The sequence below is a fragment of the Aminobacter niigataensis genome (genome assembly GCF_014200015.1).
Lineage (GTDB): Bacteria > Pseudomonadota > Alphaproteobacteria > Rhizobiales > Rhizobiaceae > Aminobacter > Aminobacter niigataensis.
Genome location: NZ_JACHOT010000005.1, coordinates 18,614 through 33,098, shown reverse-complemented (window position 1 = coordinate 33,098; position 14,485 = coordinate 18,614). Strand labels below are relative to the sequence as shown.

14 protein-coding genes are annotated in these 14,485 nt (G+C 63.7%); 6 read left to right on the top strand and 8 right to left on the bottom strand.

The features are described 5' to 3' along the window. Window positions 1–115 precede the first annotated feature (115 nt). Entirely contained in the window at window positions 116–1,798 is a 1,683-nt protein-coding gene (locus tag GGQ99_RS17515; protein WP_183263523.1) for an electron transfer flavoprotein-ubiquinone oxidoreductase, read from the top strand. An 87-nt stretch (window positions 1,799–1,885) separates the two neighbouring features. Here the strand turns inward: GGQ99_RS17515 and GGQ99_RS17510 are convergent, their stop codons facing one another. Next, a complete protein-coding gene (locus GGQ99_RS17510) occupies window positions 1,886–2,926 on the bottom strand; it encodes an endonuclease/exonuclease/phosphatase family protein (RefSeq protein WP_425486832.1) in 1,041 nt (346 codons plus the stop codon). A gap of 202 nt (window positions 2,927–3,128) precedes the next feature. On the opposite strand from GGQ99_RS17510, the gene GGQ99_RS17505 reads away from it, so the two are divergent. Further along, window positions 3,129–3,731 (top strand): DUF922 domain-containing Zn-dependent protease, encoded by a 603-nt coding sequence (locus GGQ99_RS17505; RefSeq protein WP_183263522.1) that lies wholly within the window; start codon window positions 3,129–3,131, stop codon window positions 3,729–3,731. Window positions 3,732–3,782: 51 nt separating this feature from the next. On the opposite strand, the gene GGQ99_RS17500 is transcribed toward GGQ99_RS17505, so the two are convergent. The 3 genes from GGQ99_RS17500 to GGQ99_RS17490 form a co-directional block, all read right to left on the bottom strand. Further along, window positions 3,783–5,285, bottom strand: a complete 1,503-nt coding sequence (locus tag GGQ99_RS17500) for an AMP nucleosidase (RefSeq protein ID WP_108608809.1) — start codon at window positions 5,283–5,285, stop codon at window positions 3,783–3,785. A gap of 67 nt (window positions 5,286–5,352) precedes the next feature. Next, a complete protein-coding gene (locus tag GGQ99_RS17495; protein ID WP_055978476.1) occupies window positions 5,353–5,547 on the bottom strand; it encodes a hypothetical protein in 195 nt (64 codons plus the stop codon). A gap of 33 nt (window positions 5,548–5,580) precedes the next feature. Then, entirely contained in the window at window positions 5,581–5,751 is a 171-nt protein-coding gene (locus tag GGQ99_RS17490; protein WP_183263521.1) for a hypothetical protein, read from the bottom strand. 173 nt (window positions 5,752–5,924) lie between these two features. On the opposite strand from GGQ99_RS17490, the gene GGQ99_RS17485 reads away from it, so the two are divergent. Next, the gene (locus GGQ99_RS17485; protein WP_183263520.1) at window positions 5,925–6,647 is read left to right on the top strand and encodes a glutathione S-transferase family protein; all 723 of its coding nucleotides are present in this window, start codon (window positions 5,925–5,927) and stop codon (window positions 6,645–6,647) included. 118 nt (window positions 6,648–6,765) lie between these two features. Here the strand turns inward: GGQ99_RS17485 and GGQ99_RS17480 are convergent, their stop codons facing one another. Next, window positions 6,766–7,110 carry a DUF2147 domain-containing protein gene (locus GGQ99_RS17480; protein WP_108608806.1) on the bottom strand — a complete coding sequence of 115 codons (345 nt, stop codon included), beginning with the start codon at window positions 7,108–7,110 and terminating at the stop codon, window positions 6,766–6,768. 436 nt (window positions 7,111–7,546) lie between these two features. On the opposite strand from GGQ99_RS17480, the gene GGQ99_RS17475 reads away from it, so the two are divergent. From GGQ99_RS17475 to GGQ99_RS17465, 3 genes are all read left to right on the top strand, one after another. After that, complete coding sequence (locus tag GGQ99_RS17475; protein ID WP_108608805.1) at window positions 7,547–7,813, top strand: SEL1-like repeat protein; 267 nt, start codon at window positions 7,547–7,549, stop codon at window positions 7,811–7,813. 360 nt (window positions 7,814–8,173) lie between these two features. Beyond that, window positions 8,174–9,292: an ABC transporter substrate-binding protein gene (locus tag GGQ99_RS17470; protein ID WP_108608804.1), complete on the top strand. Its 1,119-nt coding sequence runs from the start codon at window positions 8,174–8,176 to the stop codon at window positions 9,290–9,292. Window positions 9,293–9,454: 162 nt separating this feature from the next. Further along, window positions 9,455–10,117, top strand: a complete 663-nt coding sequence (locus GGQ99_RS17465; protein ID WP_108608803.1) for a peroxiredoxin — start codon at window positions 9,455–9,457, stop codon at window positions 10,115–10,117. A gap of 57 nt (window positions 10,118–10,174) precedes the next feature. On the opposite strand, the gene GGQ99_RS17460 is transcribed toward GGQ99_RS17465, so the two are convergent. The 3 genes from GGQ99_RS17460 to GGQ99_RS17450 all read right to left on the bottom strand — a co-directional run bounded on the left by GGQ99_RS17460 (window position 10,175) and on the right by GGQ99_RS17450 (window position 14,473). Next, complete coding sequence (locus GGQ99_RS17460) at window positions 10,175–10,819, bottom strand: YitT family protein (protein WP_183263519.1); 645 nt, start codon at window positions 10,817–10,819, stop codon at window positions 10,175–10,177. Window positions 10,820–10,893: 74 nt separating this feature from the next. Next, window positions 10,894–12,852: an acetyl-CoA carboxylase biotin carboxylase subunit gene (locus GGQ99_RS17455; RefSeq protein ID WP_183263518.1), complete on the bottom strand. Its 1,959-nt coding sequence runs from the start codon at window positions 12,850–12,852 to the stop codon at window positions 10,894–10,896. Window positions 12,853–12,865: 13 nt separating this feature from the next. Continuing rightward, window positions 12,866–14,473 (bottom strand): carboxyl transferase domain-containing protein, encoded by a 1,608-nt coding sequence (locus GGQ99_RS17450; RefSeq protein WP_108608800.1) that lies wholly within the window; start codon window positions 14,471–14,473, stop codon window positions 12,866–12,868. Window positions 14,474–14,485 lie beyond the last annotated feature (12 nt).

Below are 14,485 nucleotides of genomic sequence, written 5' to 3'. Positions count from 1 at the left end.
ATTTCCTAAAGGCCGATGTGCGGCCGGTTCGATTTGACGTTTGCCAACGATGCGCTATGCAGCGCTTAGCTACAGATCGCCCTTGGGGACAGGGCCAGCCAATGCGGAGGGATTGATGAGCGATATCGAACGCGAGAGCATGGAATTCGACGTTGTCATCGTCGGCGCCGGGCCGGCGGGCCTGGCGGCGGCGATCCGGCTCAAGCAGGTCAATCCCGAGCTTTCGGTGGTGGTGCTGGAGAAGGGCGGCGAGGTCGGTGCGCATATCCTGTCGGGCGCGGTTGTCGATCCGATCGGCATCAACCGCCTGTTGCCCGACTGGCGTGACGATGCCGACCATCCGTTCAAGACGCTCGTCACCGACGACCATTTCCTGATCCTCGGCCCGGCCGGCTCGGTCAAGCTGCCGAACATGCTGATGCCGCCGCTGATGAGCAATCATGGCAATTACATCGTCTCGCTCGGCAATGTCTGCCGCTGGCTGGCCACCAAGGCCGAGGCGCTCGGCGTCGAGATCTATCCCGGCTTCGCCGCAGCCGGCCTGCTCTACAACGATGAGGGTGCCGTCACCGGCGTCGTCACCGGCGACATGGGTGTCGAGCGCGATGGCAGCCATGGCGCTGGCTTTGCGCCGGGCATGGCGCTGATGGGCAAATATGTGCTGATCGGCGAGGGTGCCCGCGGTTCGCTCGCCAAGCAGCTGATCGCTAGATACGACCTCGGCGCCGGCAAGGAGCCGCAGAAGTTCGGCATCGGCCTCAAGGAACTGTGGCAGGTCGCGCCGGAAAAGCACAAGCCGGGCCTGGTCCAGCACTCCTTCGGCTGGCCGCTCGACTTCAAGACCGGCGGCGGCTCGTTCCTCTACCACCTCGAAGACAACATGGTGGCGGTCGGTTTCGTCGTCCACCTCAACTACAAGAACCCCTATCTCGCACCGTTCGAGGAGTTCCAGCGCTTCAAGACCCATCCGGCGATCCGCGGCACCTTCGAGGGCGGCAAGCGCCTGTCCTACGGCGCGCGCGCCATCACCGAGGGCGGCTACCAGTCGGTGCCGAAGCTCTCTTTCCCCGGCGGCGTCCTGATGGGCTGCTCGGCCGGCCTGGTCAACGTGCCGCGCATCAAGGGCTCGCACAACGCGGTGCTGTCGGGCATGCTCGCCGCCGAGCACGTCGCCGAGGCGATTGCCGCCGGCCGCGCCAATGACGAGCTCGCTGCTTACGAGGCGACCTGGCGTTCGACCGACATCGGCAAGGACCTGAAGAAGGTCCGCAACGTCAAGCCGTTGTGGTCGCGTTTCGGCACCATCCTCGGCGTCGGCCTCGGCGGCCTCGACATGTGGCTCAACACGCTGTTCGGCGTCTCGCCCTTCGGCACGCTCAAGCACGGCAAGTCCGATGCCCAGTCGCTCGAGCCGGCATCGAAGCACGCCAAGATCGACTATCCCAAGCCCGACGGCGTCTTGACCTTCGACCGGCTGTCCTCGGTGTTTTTGTCCAACACCAACCACGAGGAGAACCAGCCGGTCCACCTCCAGGTCAAGGACATGGAGCTGCAGAAGCGTTCGGAATATGAGGTCTTCGCCGGGCCTTCGAGCCGCTACTGCCCGGCCGGCGTCTACGAATGGGTCGATGCCGACGGCAACTCCATCGCCGGCGAGCCGGGACATGCCGATGCCAGGTTCGTCATCAACGCGCAGAACTGCGTCCACTGCAAGACCTGCGACATCAAGGACCCCAACCAGAACATCAACTGGGTGCCGCCCCAGGGCGGCGAGGGACCGGTCTACCCGAACATGTGATTTCTGCATTTGCAGCACATCCAGTGACAAAAGAACGGCCCGGAAGTCCTCGCGACTTCCGGGCCGTTTTCGTTGTGGCGAATGGCTTCAGCTGCCGCGTGGCGCCGGGGGCGTTTCGAGTACCACCGTCTGCGTCTCGTCCTCGGGTTGGGTGGCGCTGTCGCGGAACGAGAATTCCACCAGCAGCGGCCGGTGATCCGAACCGGCAGCCTCGCCCATGGTCACCGAGTGCACGGTGACATCGCCCTTGGCCATGACGTGGTCGATGGTAAGGCCGGCAAAGCGCATGAAGTCGGGCAGCATGAAGGTCAGCCAGGTGCGGCCGGCCGCCGGCATCAGCGTCAGGTCGCCGGCCTTGGCGACGCGTCCGACGGCAGCACTCCATGGCGTGGCGTTGAAATCGCCGCCCAGGATCGCATTGTCGCCGAGCGTGGCGAGATCGCCGCTCAGTTCGCCGATCTGGGGCGATTGCTCGAACGGCCACGGCCAGCCGAGGTGAAGGGCGGCCACGTCGCTTGTCCGGCCGCCGAAATCGACCTTGGCGATGGCCAGCGCCCCACCGCCGAAGCATTGCGGCTCGCTGCCTTCGGCAAACGGCCTTCGCGATAGGATCGCCACGCCGAAGATGCGGTTGGGGTAGGGGCACAGGATGCGGTGGGGGTAGCGCGCAAACAGTGGCTCAAGGCTCTTGGTCCACTTTGCCGACACTTCCTGCAAGGTGATGACGTCGGGCTGGGTCCGGCCGACCAGCGACAACACCTTGCCCGGCTCCGTGCTGTTGAAGCGCAGGTTCATCTGCAGCATCTTGTAGACCGGGCGGTCGGTGGCGCGCGGCTGGATTGCGGCATGCACCGGCCCGAGGCCGGGCAGCGGCAGCGCGCTCGACGTGGTGGACAGTGCCGCGGCGCCAAAGGCCAGCGCCGCAACCGCTTGCCAGCGCAGCGAGCTAAACAGCAGCGGCAGTGCCGTGAGCATCATCAGCACCGCCAGATGCACTCTGAAATGCGCGAACGAATCGAGTGCTGGGTGCCAGGCGCCGAAGAACCCGGCGACCAGCGGCACCGAAAGCAGCATCATCGCCGCAAAGCAGGCGATCTTGCCGAATTTGTAAAAAGCCATGGTCGTCATGTCCGCTTCATGTCGCGACAAATGCGGCCCATTGATGATCGATTATGTGCCTCCTGTATCTGGCCGCAAGCCTGCTTTGACAAGCCCCGCCGAGCGCTGCCCCGGTTGAAATCCTGAACGAACCGTGAGACCGATGGGCCGAGTTCACCTGCGCTCGCGGTCAGGTATCGCCCGACGCTGCATCTGCCTTGCGGAGAATGGAATGAAAACAGCCGCCCATCACTGGCTGCGGGCTTGTGCGGTCCTGGTTCTGGCGACGACGGTTGACGCCCGCGCCAACGGCCAGATCGTCGAGCAGGTCAAGACCTATGCCATATCGGGAACCACCGCGCCCGAACTCTATGCCTCGATCGGCGAGCGCGGCCCCAAGGCCAGCGTCGGCCGCGCCATCGCCCACACAAATTTCAAGCTGACCTGGCAGCGCAAGTACGAGCCGCAGGGCGATGCCTGCACCCTGGTCGCGGCCAAGCCCAGGCTGATTATCACCTACACCTTGCCCAAGCCAGCCGGCCGTCTGCCGGCAGCGCTCCAGCAGCGCTGGGACGTGTTCTACGAAGGCGTCAGGCGCCACGAGCTGGTGCATGGCGAGATGATCAAGCAGATGGTGGCGACCATCGAAAAGACCACCATTGGCCTGTCGGTGCCGGGCGATCCCGGCTGCAAGAAGATCAGGCAGGAGATCACCAGGCCGCTGTCGGAAGCCTCGCTTGCCCAGCGGCAGCAAAGCAGCGACTTCGATCGCGTCGAGCTAGGCGATGGCGGCAACGTCCATCGCCTGATCCTGACCTTCGTCAACGGGCAGTAACCCGCGCGCCGAGGCGTTCGCGCCCGAGAGCTTCGGGCGCGACGCGGCCCGCTACTGGAAAGCCGTCTCGGCAAAGCTGCGCAGCTTGCGCGAATGCAGCCGCTCGTTGGGCATTTCGGCCAGCTTTTCCAGGGCGCGGATGCCGATGGTCAGGTGCTGCGCTACCTGCCGCTTGTAGAACTCCGTCGCCATGCCCGGCAGCTTGAGCTCGCCATGCAGCGGCTTGTCGGAGACGCACAAAAGCGTGCCGTAGGGCACCCGGAAGCGGAAGCCATTGGCGGCGATAGTTGCTGATTCCATGTCGAGCGCAATCGCACGCGACTGCGACAGCCGCTGCACCGGTCCGCGCTGGTCGCGCAGTTCCCAGTTGCGGTTGTCGATGGTCGCCACCGTGCCGGTGCGCATGATGCGCTTGAGGTCGTAGCCGGAAAGCCCCGTCACCTCGGCGACCGCCTCTTGCAGCGCCACCTGCACTTCGGCCAGCGGCGGGATCGGTACCCACACAGGCAGGTCGTCGTCGAGCACGTGGTCCTCGCGGACATAGGCGTGCGCCAGCACATAGTCGCCGAGCGCTTGTGTGTTGCGCAAGCCGGCGCAGTGGCCGAGCATCAGCCAGGCATGCGGCCTCAGCACCGCGATATGGTCGGTGATGGTCTTGGCGTTGGAGGGGCCGACGCCGATATTGACCATGGTGATGCCGGCATGGCCCGGCTTCTTTAGATGGTAGGCCGGCATCTGCGGCAGCCTTGCCGCCGGCGTGCCTTCGGACGGTGTCGTGGCACCGGCCTTGGTCACCATGCCGCCCGGCTCGACGAACTCGGTGTAGCCGCCGCCGCCCTTGGCCATCAGGTCACGGGCCAGTACGACGAACTCGTCGATGTAGAACTGGTAGTTGGTGAACAGCACGAAATTCTGGAAGTGCTGCGGCGTCGTCGCCGTGTAGTGGGACAGGCGGTGCAGCGAATAGTCGATGCGCTGGGCAGTGAAAACGGCCAATGGGCGCGCTTCGCCCGGCATGATCTCGAACGTGCCGTTGGCGATGTGGTCGTCGGTGCCGTCGAGATCCGGCACGTCGAACAGGTCGCGGATCGGGCGCTGGATGCGGTCGGCGGCAGCGCCGTCGACATGGGTGCCCTCGAGGAAGGCGAAATGCAACGGGATCGGCGTCGACGATTCCGACACGGTCACCGGTCCGCCATGGTTGCGCATGATCAGCTTCAGCTGCTCGGTCAGATAGCTCTGGAACAGGTCGGGCCGGGTGATCGTCGTCGAGAAATGACCTGGCGTCGGCATATGGCCGTAGGCCTGGCGGGAATCGACCTGCGAATACGACGTCGTGGTGACTCCGACCTCGGGGTAGAAGGCGCGGAAGCGCACATTGGTGTCGGCACCCGCGGCAAGCGAGGCGAAGGCCTCGCGCAGGAAGGCGGTGTTGCGTTCGTAGAGCTGCTGCAGGGCAGCCACCGCCTTGGCGGCATCGCTGAAGCTCTGCTTGGGAAACGGCAGCGGCGAGGAGATGGATTCGATGGGTTCAGGATAGATTCGCTTTTCCATGACCCATTATAGAGACCAATCATGACAGTTGGGAGGGGGCCGATGGCGGGTCCCGCCAAATCCACGCTCAGCTGCGCTGCAGGCTGACCAGCAGCACGAAGCCGACGCCACCCTTGCGTGCCGCGGGCGCCTCGATCGTCGAACCGTTGTCGGCGCGCAGTTGCGGCACGGCCAGCACCGGGGCGGCGAGAACCATCAGGATCAGCGCGGCCCGCGGCAGGAGCCGGAGCGTCTTTCTGATCTGGGTTGCGGTGCGGGTCATTGGCTTTTCTTTCGTCTCGGACAGTTGGTTCGGTTACTTGCTGTGCGGCGCTTCGCAGGTCAGTCCTTCTTCGAAGACACAAGGCACGACATTGCCGATATCCCATGAGCGGGCGGGGCGGCTGGTCTCGGCGACGATGGTGGCAAACATGATGCCGAACATGGCGCTGAGCAGACAAACGATAGTGAACCGGCGAGCGAGCATTGGTGTCTTCCCCTTCAATGCGAGGGAATATGCGCCGTCGCGACTGAACGGGTTCTGAGACCTCCGTTCATCTTCGGTTCAAATTTATTGACGGTGCTTAAGACGTTCGCAGGGTTGTGTTTGAGGAGCCCACGCATATCTGCAGTCTATCGACCATCAACGGAGACTGCGGAATGACCACCCAGACGCTGCCGATCGAGCTCTATTATTGGCCCACGCCCAACGGCTGGAAGATCTCGATCATGCTGGAGGAACTCGGCGTTCCCTACACGGTCAAGTACATCAACATCGGCAAGGGCGAGCAGTTCGAGCCGTCATTCCTCAAGATCGCGCCCAACAACCGCATGCCGGCGATCGTCGACCCTGAAGGCCCGGGCGCCGACGGCAAGTGGGGCCATGAGCCGATCTCGATCTTCGAGTCGGGTGCGATCCTGCAATATCTCGGCCGTAAGTTCGGCAAGCTGTACCCTGCCGACGAGCGCGGCCGCGCCGAGGTCGATCAATGGCTGTTCTGGCAGGTCGGCGGTCTCGGCCCGATGGCCGGCCAGGCGCATCATTTCCGCCAATATGCGCCGGAGAAGATCGCCTATGGCATCGAGCGCTATACCAACGAGGTCAACCGCCTCTATGGGGTGATGAACAAGCGCCTCGCCGATCGCGAATTCCTCGCCGGCGACTATTCGATCGCCGACATTGCCTCGCTCGGCTGGGTCAAGCCCTACAAGAACCAGGGTCAGGACCTCGACGACTTTCCCCACCTCAAGCGCTGGTTCGAAACACTGATAGCCCGGCCGGCGGTCGTGCGCGGCATCGCGGTCGGCGAGGATCATCGCCGCAATCTCGCCGACGACAAGGAAGCCCAGAAGGTGCTGTTCGGGCAGCGGGCGAGGGCCTGAAGAGAGCGAGTAGCGAGTAGTGAGTAGCGAATAGGGGGAGGCAGCGCCTCAGTTGCCCCAGCTTCCCTACTCCCTACTCCCTACTCCCTACTCCCTACTCGCTATTCCCCATTCGCTCCTACAGCTTCGACCAGTTCTGCGTCTTGCAGATCAGGCCACCGAGCACGCAGCCCTTCATCTTGAGGTTCGAGCCGGCGAGGCTGGCCTTGCCAGTGTAGGTCTTGTCGTTGGCCGGATCGGTGATCTTGCCCGAATAGGCGCTGTCACCATCGGCGTTGAAGGTGCCGATCTTCTTGCCGGCATGCTTGCCGTCTTTCAGCGTGATGCAGAAGCTGCCGCCGCAGGACGCGATCGCGGCAGTCGAGCCCGCCTCGGTCTTCCAGCTGCCTTCGATCGGATCGGCATGGGCCGCACCGGCCAGCATCATCGTGGCCGCCACGGCCACGCTCATCTTGCGAAACATTGAAGTCCTCCCGGTTGGTATCTTGCTCAGGCATCTCCCCCGCCTGACGTTTACGCAAACGTAAGAGTAATGCAGCTCTGGCGAAAACGAAAGCTGTGCCGCAGGGGAAGCCGGAAGCATTTTTGAGCCCTGAAAACACCGGCATAGCGCTCTGAAATTCACCGATGGCGACGGATGAAAGCTGCGCGTGGTTATCAAAGACTTTCGCGTCCGGGCGCAAATTTTCATCGCATTTTCTCCAAATCCCAGCCGGCGCAACGGTTCCTATCCTTAATGAATTCCGAGGTTTACCCTTTGTTTTAGGTTTGTTTTCCTGGAATTAAGCACGCCATTTAACGCCGGATTCAAGGCTCGGCGGCATCCTCGGAAGCATCGAAAGAGCAGCTCGGGGGACACCAGCGGGCCCGCTCTCGGGAGACAGACAGGGGATAAGAAAATGGCACGTTTCGAAATCTTTGATGCTGGCTTCGGCGCGATGGGTTCCACCGCTCAGGCCGACATTCTTCTGGAATTGGGCATGATGTATGCGACCGGCCGCGATTGCGAGGTCGACGTCGTTACCGCCCACAAATGGTTCAATATCGCCGCGATCAAGGGCTCTGCCCGCGCTGCCGAGTTGCGCTCGGAATTGTCCGGCTCGATGTCCAAGCTCGACATCGTCAAGGCGCTGCGGGAAGCCCGCGAATGGATGACCACGCACTGAATACTGCTTCCGGGGGGAAGATCGAGGTCGCCAGTATGGCGGCTTCCAATAACAACGCGACGGCCTGAAGGACGGGCGAGGCGCGATCAGAATAACAGGGCAGGCGGACTGCGACGGGGCCACAGACGCTCCGCGACGTTCTCCACGAAAAAGGCCGCGACCGATCGAAACAAGATCGGCGCGGCCTTTTTGTTTTTCCAGGCGATTACCCGATTGCCGGCATCATTGCCGGCAGTGCCGCTTGCAGGCACAATGTTCCGATGCCCATGCGCCAAGACAAGGCACAACTTGGGTGAGAGGTTTCCGGCGCATTTGAAGTATGGCGCGCGGCATCGCCGGCGCGCCCAGGGAGAGGGAAAAATGCATTTCAAACGTTCAGTTGGCGCATTGCTCGCGCTGTCGCTCAGTGCCGGCGTGGCATTTGCCGAAGACATCACTGTCGCCGTCGTCGGGCCGATGACTGGCCAGCTCGCCAACATCGGCGACCAGTTCCGCCAGGGCGCCGAGGCTGCCGTCAAGGCGATCAACGAAAAAGGCGGCGTCCTGGGCCGCCAGCTCAAGCTTTCGGTCGAGGACGATGTCTGCGATCCCAAGCAGGCGGTTTCCGTTGCCAACCGCATCGTTGCCAACGGCATCAAGTTCATCGACGGCCATGCCTGCTCCGGCTCGAGCATTCCGGCGTCGGCCGTTTATGCCGAGAGCGGCGCGCTGATGATGTCGCCGGCGTCTTCGAACCCGATCATGACCGACGATGCGGCTGCCAAGGGCTGGTCGACGATCATGCGTCTCTATACCCGCGACGACGCGCAGGGCGCGTTCATCGGGCCGTGGATCGCCGAGAAGTACAAGGGCAAGAACGTTGTCGTGCTGCACGACAAGAGCGCCTACGGCCAGGGCGTGGCCGATGCCGTCAGGAAGACGATGAATGCCGGCGGTCTTACCGAGCTCCTGTACGAAGGCATCAATGCCGGCGAGAAGGACTATTCGGCGCTCGTCACCAAGCTCAAGGAACTCAAGGCCGATGTCGTCTATTTCGGCGGCTACCACCCCGAAGCCGGCCTCATTCTGCGCCAGTCGGCCGAGCAGAACTTCAAGTATCAGCTGATCATGCCGGACTCGATCGCCTCGCCTGAATTCTGGCAGATCGCCGGCCCGGCCGGCGAAGGCACGATGTTCGTCTTCCCGTCCGACCCCCAGGCCAAGCCTGAAGCCAAGGAAGCGGTCGAGAAGATCAAGGCCGGCGGTTTCGTGCCGGAAGGCTTTACCTTGTTCTCCTACGCCACCATCCAGGCCTTCGCGCAGGGCATCGAGCGCGCCGGCACCGACGATCCGATGAAGGTCGCCGAGGCGCTCAAGGACGGCAAGCCGATCAGCACCGTCGTCGGCGACGTCGTCTTCGACGAGAAGGGCGATCTGAAGAACGCCAGCTACGACATCAACCAGTGGCATGACGGCAAGTACGCGCCGATCAAGCAGTAAGCTTTCCTGGAAATGTTGAATTGTTGCAATGGCCGGGCTTGTCCCGGCCATTGTCGTTTTCGCGGGCTTGGCGCAAGATGGCGCATTCGCACTCGGACGTAAAACGCGCGCCGTTTTGGCTGCGAGTTCGCTTCGTGCGTCGATTTCAGGAGGAACCGAGCCATGAGCCTTCGTATCAACGACACCGCCCCGGATTTCAAAGCCGACACCACGGAAGGCCCGATCAGCTTTCACGACTGGATCGGCGACGGCTATGCCGTGCTGTTTTCGCACCCCAAGGATTTCACGCCGGTCTGCACGACCGAACTCGGCTACATGGCCGGGTTGAAGTCCGATTTTGCCAGCCGCAACGCCAAGATGATCGGCATTTCGGTCGATCCGGTCGAAAACCATCACAAATGGAAAGCCGATATCGAGCAGCTGTCGGGCAACAAGGTCGACTACCCGATGATCGGCGATCCGACGCTTGCCGTAGCCAAGCTCTATGACATGCTGCCTGCCGGTGCGGGCGACAGCTCGGAAGGCCGGACCCCGGCAGACAACGCCACGGTGCGCTCGGTGTTCGTCATCGGCCCGGACAAGAAGGTCAAGCTCACACTGACCTATCCGATGTCGACCGGCCGCAACTTCGACGAGATCCTGCGTGCCCTGGATTCAATCCAGCTGACGGCCAAGTACCAGGTCGCTACGCCCGTGCAGTGGAAGCAAGGCGACGACGTCATCGTCACCGCTGCCGTGTCCGACGAGGACGCAATCAAGCGCTTCGGCTCGTTCGAGCGCGTGCTGCCCTATCTCCGGAAGACCAAGCAGCCGACCACGCACTGATCCGCAACGGACTACTACAAGAAGCCGCGCCCCTGGCGCGGCTTCTTGTTTACTGCGTCAGCTCATGCCGACATAGCGGCCGGGACGGTGGTTGATGGCAATAATCAGATTGAGTACCGCAGCACCCGCCACTGACAGCGCCACCTTCGACCAGTCGAGATAGAACAGCGATATGAACAGGATGGTCAGGTCGACCGCGAGCTGGAAATAGCCGGCGCGGATGCCGTGATTGTCCTGCAGGTAGAGCGCCAGGATGTTGAAGCCGCCGAGCCCGGCGCGGTGGCGAAACAGCACCAGAAGCCCCATCCCCATCAGTCCGCCGCCGGCGACCGCCGCATAGAGCGGATCGACATGCGCGATGCCGATCCACTCCGGCGTCAGCCGCGACAAGACTGAAATCAGCGCCACGGCTGCAAATGTGCGTAGCGCGAACGGCCAGCCCATGCGCTTCACCGCGAGATAGTAGAAGGGCAGGTTGATGACGAAGAACACCGCGCCGAAGCCGTAGCCGGTCACATACTGGATGAGCAGCGCCAGCCCGGCCGAACTGCCAGTGATCAGCCCGGCATGGGTGTAGAGCACCAGCCCCAGCGCCACCAGCGTCGTGCCGGTCAGCAGCGCCAGCACGTCCTCGTACAGCCCATGCGGGATGGCTTCGCTGTTGGTCTCGGTCACGGTGTCGCCTGTCGTTGATTGCTGCATCGCAGCCCTAAGACGTCAGCCCGAAAATCGAAACCCATTTCCCGGCTGGAGTTGCGCTTTCGCAAACGGCAGCACTATTCCTCGAAGCGCACCAGCACCGTTCCGTCGGTCACCTGCGCGCCTTCCATGGCGATCTCCTGGATCACCCCGTCATGGGTGGCGGCAATGGTGTGTTCCATCTTCATCGCCTCGAGCACCAGCAGCGGCTGGCCCTTGGTGACCTTGTCGCCCTTGGCCGCACGTACCAGCTTGACCAGCCCCGGCATCGGCGCGCGCATGCTCGAAGTGCCTTCGCCGATCTCGGCTGCGCGCGCAAACGGGTCGCTGATAGCGAAGTCGAAGGAACGCCCGTTTTCGAACACCGTGACGTGGCCGGGCCAACTGGCGACCGTCGCCCCACTTGTGCCGCTAGCGTCGGCCGAAAGCACGAAGCTTTCGCTGCCGTCCGGACGGACATCGAAGCGCCCGTCACTCCGCGCCATGATGTGGGCGACGATCGCCGCGCCGCCAAACGACAGGCTCGCCCGTCGCGCCAGCGGGTTGAAATGTGCGTAGCCGGCGATGCTGGACCACGGATCTGCAGAGGCTTCCGCATTGCCGGCACCGGTCGCAGCGAGGGCTGCCAGCGCCACTGCACGGCTGCTGGGGGCCGCACTCGCCGTCAGTTCCTCCTGCTTGCGGCCGATCAGCCCAGTGTCGACATCGCCCGAGGCGAAGTCGGTATCGCGGGCCAAGGCTGCCAGGAACGCCGCGTTGGTGGTCGAACCCGCCACTTCGGTCCGCGATACGGCATCGGCCAACGCTTCGAGAGCAGTCGCGCGGTCGGCACCATGCGTCACCACCTTGGCGATCATCGGGTCGTAGAACGGCGAGATGGCATCGCCCTGGCGCACGCCGGTCTCGATGCGGATTTCGGTGCCTGCGGCGGTCTCGGTCGGGAACCTGAGATGATGCAGCGTGCCGATCGCCGGCAGGAAGCCCTTGGCCGGGTCTTCGGCATAGAGCCTGGCTTCGAAGGCGTGGCCATCGAGCCCGATACCGTCTTGCCCGACAGGGAGTTCCTCGCCCGCGGCCACGCGCAACTGCCATTCGACCAGGTCGACGCCCGTTACCATTTCCGTCACCGGATGCTCGACCTGCAGCCGCGTGTTCATCTCCATGAACCAGAACCGATCGGGCTTCAGCCCGTCCGAGGCGTCGATGATGAACTCGATCGTGCCCGCACCCGAATATCCGATCGCCTTGGCCGCCTTCACCGCGGCATCGGTCATCGCCGCGCGCAGTTCAGCCGTCATGCCCGGGGCAGGGGCTTCCTCGATCACCTTCTGGTGCCGGCGCTGTGCCGAGCAGTCGCGCTCGAACAGATGCACGGCGTTGCCATGGTTGTCGCCGAACACCTGCACTTCGATATGGCGCGGCTTGTCGACATATTTCTCGACCAGCACCCGGTCGTCGCCGAAGGCAGCCTTGGCCTCGCGCCGGGCGCCCGACAGGGCGTCGGAGAAGTCGTCGGGATGGTCGACCCGGCGCATGCCCTTGCCGCCGCCGCCGGCGCGCGCCTTGATCAGCACGGGATAGCCGATCTCGCGCGCCTTGCTGGCGAGGATGACGATCTCCTGCGCCTCGCCGTGATAGCCTGGAACCACCGGCACGCCTGCCTTTTCCATCAGCCGTTTGGCCGCATCCTTGAGGCCCATGGCGCGGATCGCCTCTGCCGACGGCCCGATGAACACGAGCCCGGCCTGCGTCACCTGGTCGACGAAGTCAGGGTTTTCCGACAGAAAGCCATAACCGGGATGGATCGCCTCGGCACCCGTCGCCTTGGCTGCCGCGATGATGAGGTCGCCGCGCAGGTAGCTCTCGGCCACAGGCGAGCCGCCGATATGCACGGCCTCGTCGGCCATCGCGACATGCAGCGCGCGCGCATCGGCGTCCGAATAGACCGCGACCGTCTTCACGCCCATCTTGCGGGCGGTGCGGATGACGCGGCAGGCGATTTCACCGCGATTGGCAATGAGGATTTTCGAAAACATGGCTTGATCCCCATCACATCCTGAACACGCCGAACTTGGTGTCGGCGATAGGCGCGTTGAGCGCCGCCGACAGGCTGAGCGCCAGCACCTCGCGCGTCTTCGCCGGGTCGATGATGCCGTCGTCCCAAAGTCGAGCGGAGGAATAGAGCGGGTGTCCCTCGCGCTCGTATTTTTCGAGGATCGGCGCGCGGAACTCGGCCTCTTCCTCCTTCGACCAGCTGCCGCCCTTGCGCTCGATGCCCTCGCGCTTGACCATGGCGAGCACGGTCGCCGCCTGTTCGCCGCCCATCACCGAGATGCGCGCGTTGGGCCACATCCACAGGAAGCGCGGTGAGTAGGCCCGCCCGCACATGCCGTAATTGCCGGCGCCGAACGAGCCGCCGATGATGATGGTCACCTTCGGCACCTGTGCGGTTGCCACCGCGGTCACCAGCTTGGCGCCGTCCTTGGCGATGCCGCCGGCCTCGTATTTGGCCCCCACCATGAAACCGGTGATGTTCTGCAGGAACACCAGCGGGATCTTGCGTTGGCAGCACAGCTCGATGAAATGCGCGCCCTTCAGCGCGCTTTCGGAAAACAGCACGCCATTGTTGGCGATGATGCCCACCGGCATGCCGTGGATATGGGCAAAGCCGGTCACCAGCGTGGTGCCGTAGTTCTGCTTGAACTCGTCGAACTCGGAGCCGTCGACGGTGCGCGCGATCACCTCGCGCACGTCATAGGGCTGGCGCAGGTCGGCGGGGATGACGCCATAGACTTCTTCCGGAGCATGAACAGGCGGAATCGCCTTCTTCAAGACGAGCCCGATGTCCTTCTTCCGATTCAGGTTTTTGACGATGCGCCTGACGATCGCCAGCGCATGTTCGTCGTCCACGGCGTAGTGGTCGGCGACGCCCGAGACGCGCGTGTGCAGGTCGGCACCGCCCAGTTCCTCGGCGCTCACGTCTTCGCCCGTCGCTGCCTTCACCAGCGGCGGTCCGGCCAGGAAGATCGTCGCCTGATTGCGCACCATGATCGTTTCGTCCGACATCGCCGGTACATAGGCACCGCCCGCCGTGCACGAACCCATCACACAGGCGATCTGCGGAATGCCCGCTGCCGACATGTTGGCCTGGTTGAAGAAGATGCGGCCGAAGTGGTCGCGGTCGGGAAACACCTCGTCCTGGTTGGGCAGGTTCGCCCCGCCGGAATCGACAAGGTAGATGCAGGGCAGATTGTTCTGCAGCGCGATCTCCTGCGCCCGCAGGTGCTTCTTCACGGTCAGGGGATAGTAGGTGCCGCCCTTCACCGTGGCGTCGTTGACCACCACCATGACTTCGGTGCCTTCGACCCGGCCGATGCCGGCAATCAGCCCGGCCGAGGCGATGTCGCCGCCATAAAGTCCCCAGGCGGCGAACTGGCCGACCTCGAGAAAGGGCGAGCCGGCGTCGAGCAACTGCGCCAGCCTCTCCCGGGGCAGAAGCTTGCCGCGCGAGGCGTGCCGCTTGCGCGCGTCTTCCGAGCCGCCGCGCTCCACCGTTGCAGCCTTGTCGCTGATATCGGCCACCAGCGTTCGCAGGCGCGCGGCATTGGCCTTGAAGCTTTCGGAGGAGGGGGAGAGCTGGGAGTGGAGCGTCGGCATTTTTCCTCTTGG

Coding starts and splice junctions, on each gene's coding strand:
- GGQ99_RS17475 (WP_108608805.1), top strand. CDS start 7,547: ATGGCACGTTTCGAAATCTTTGATGCTGGCTTCGGCGCGATGGGTTCC.
- GGQ99_RS17465 (WP_108608803.1), top strand. CDS start 9,455: ATGAGCCTTCGTATCAACGACACCGCCCCGGATTTCAAAGCCGACACC.
- GGQ99_RS17485 (WP_183263520.1), top strand. CDS start 5,925: ATGACCACCCAGACGCTGCCGATCGAGCTCTATTATTGGCCCACGCCC.
- GGQ99_RS17515 (WP_183263523.1), top strand. CDS start 116: ATGAGCGATATCGAACGCGAGAGCATGGAATTCGACGTTGTCATCGTC.
- GGQ99_RS17470 (WP_108608804.1), top strand. CDS start 8,174: ATGCATTTCAAACGTTCAGTTGGCGCATTGCTCGCGCTGTCGCTCAGT.
- GGQ99_RS17455 (WP_183263518.1), bottom strand. CDS start 12,852: ATGTTTTCGAAAATCCTCATTGCCAATCGCGGTGAAATCGCCTGCCGC.
- GGQ99_RS17500 (WP_108608809.1), bottom strand. CDS start 5,285: ATGGAAAAGCGAATCTATCCTGAACCCATCGAATCCATCTCCTCGCCG.
- GGQ99_RS17490 (WP_183263521.1), bottom strand. CDS start 5,751: ATGCTCGCTCGCCGGTTCACTATCGTTTGTCTGCTCAGCGCCATGTTC.
- GGQ99_RS17505 (WP_183263522.1), top strand. CDS start 3,129: ATGAAAACAGCCGCCCATCACTGGCTGCGGGCTTGTGCGGTCCTGGTT.
- GGQ99_RS17480 (WP_108608806.1), bottom strand. CDS start 7,110: ATGTTTCGCAAGATGAGCGTGGCCGTGGCGGCCACGATGATGCTGGCC.
- GGQ99_RS17450 (WP_108608800.1), bottom strand. CDS start 14,473: ATGCCGACGCTCCACTCCCAGCTCTCCCCCTCCTCCGAAAGCTTCAAG.
- GGQ99_RS17495 (WP_055978476.1), bottom strand. CDS start 5,547: ATGACCCGCACCGCAACCCAGATCAGAAAGACGCTCCGGCTCCTGCCG.
- GGQ99_RS17460 (WP_183263519.1), bottom strand. CDS start 10,819: ATGCAGCAATCAACGACAGGCGACACCGTGACCGAGACCAACAGCGAA.
- GGQ99_RS17510 (WP_425486832.1), bottom strand. CDS start 2,926: ATGACGACCATGGCTTTTTACAAATTCGGCAAGATCGCCTGCTTTGCG.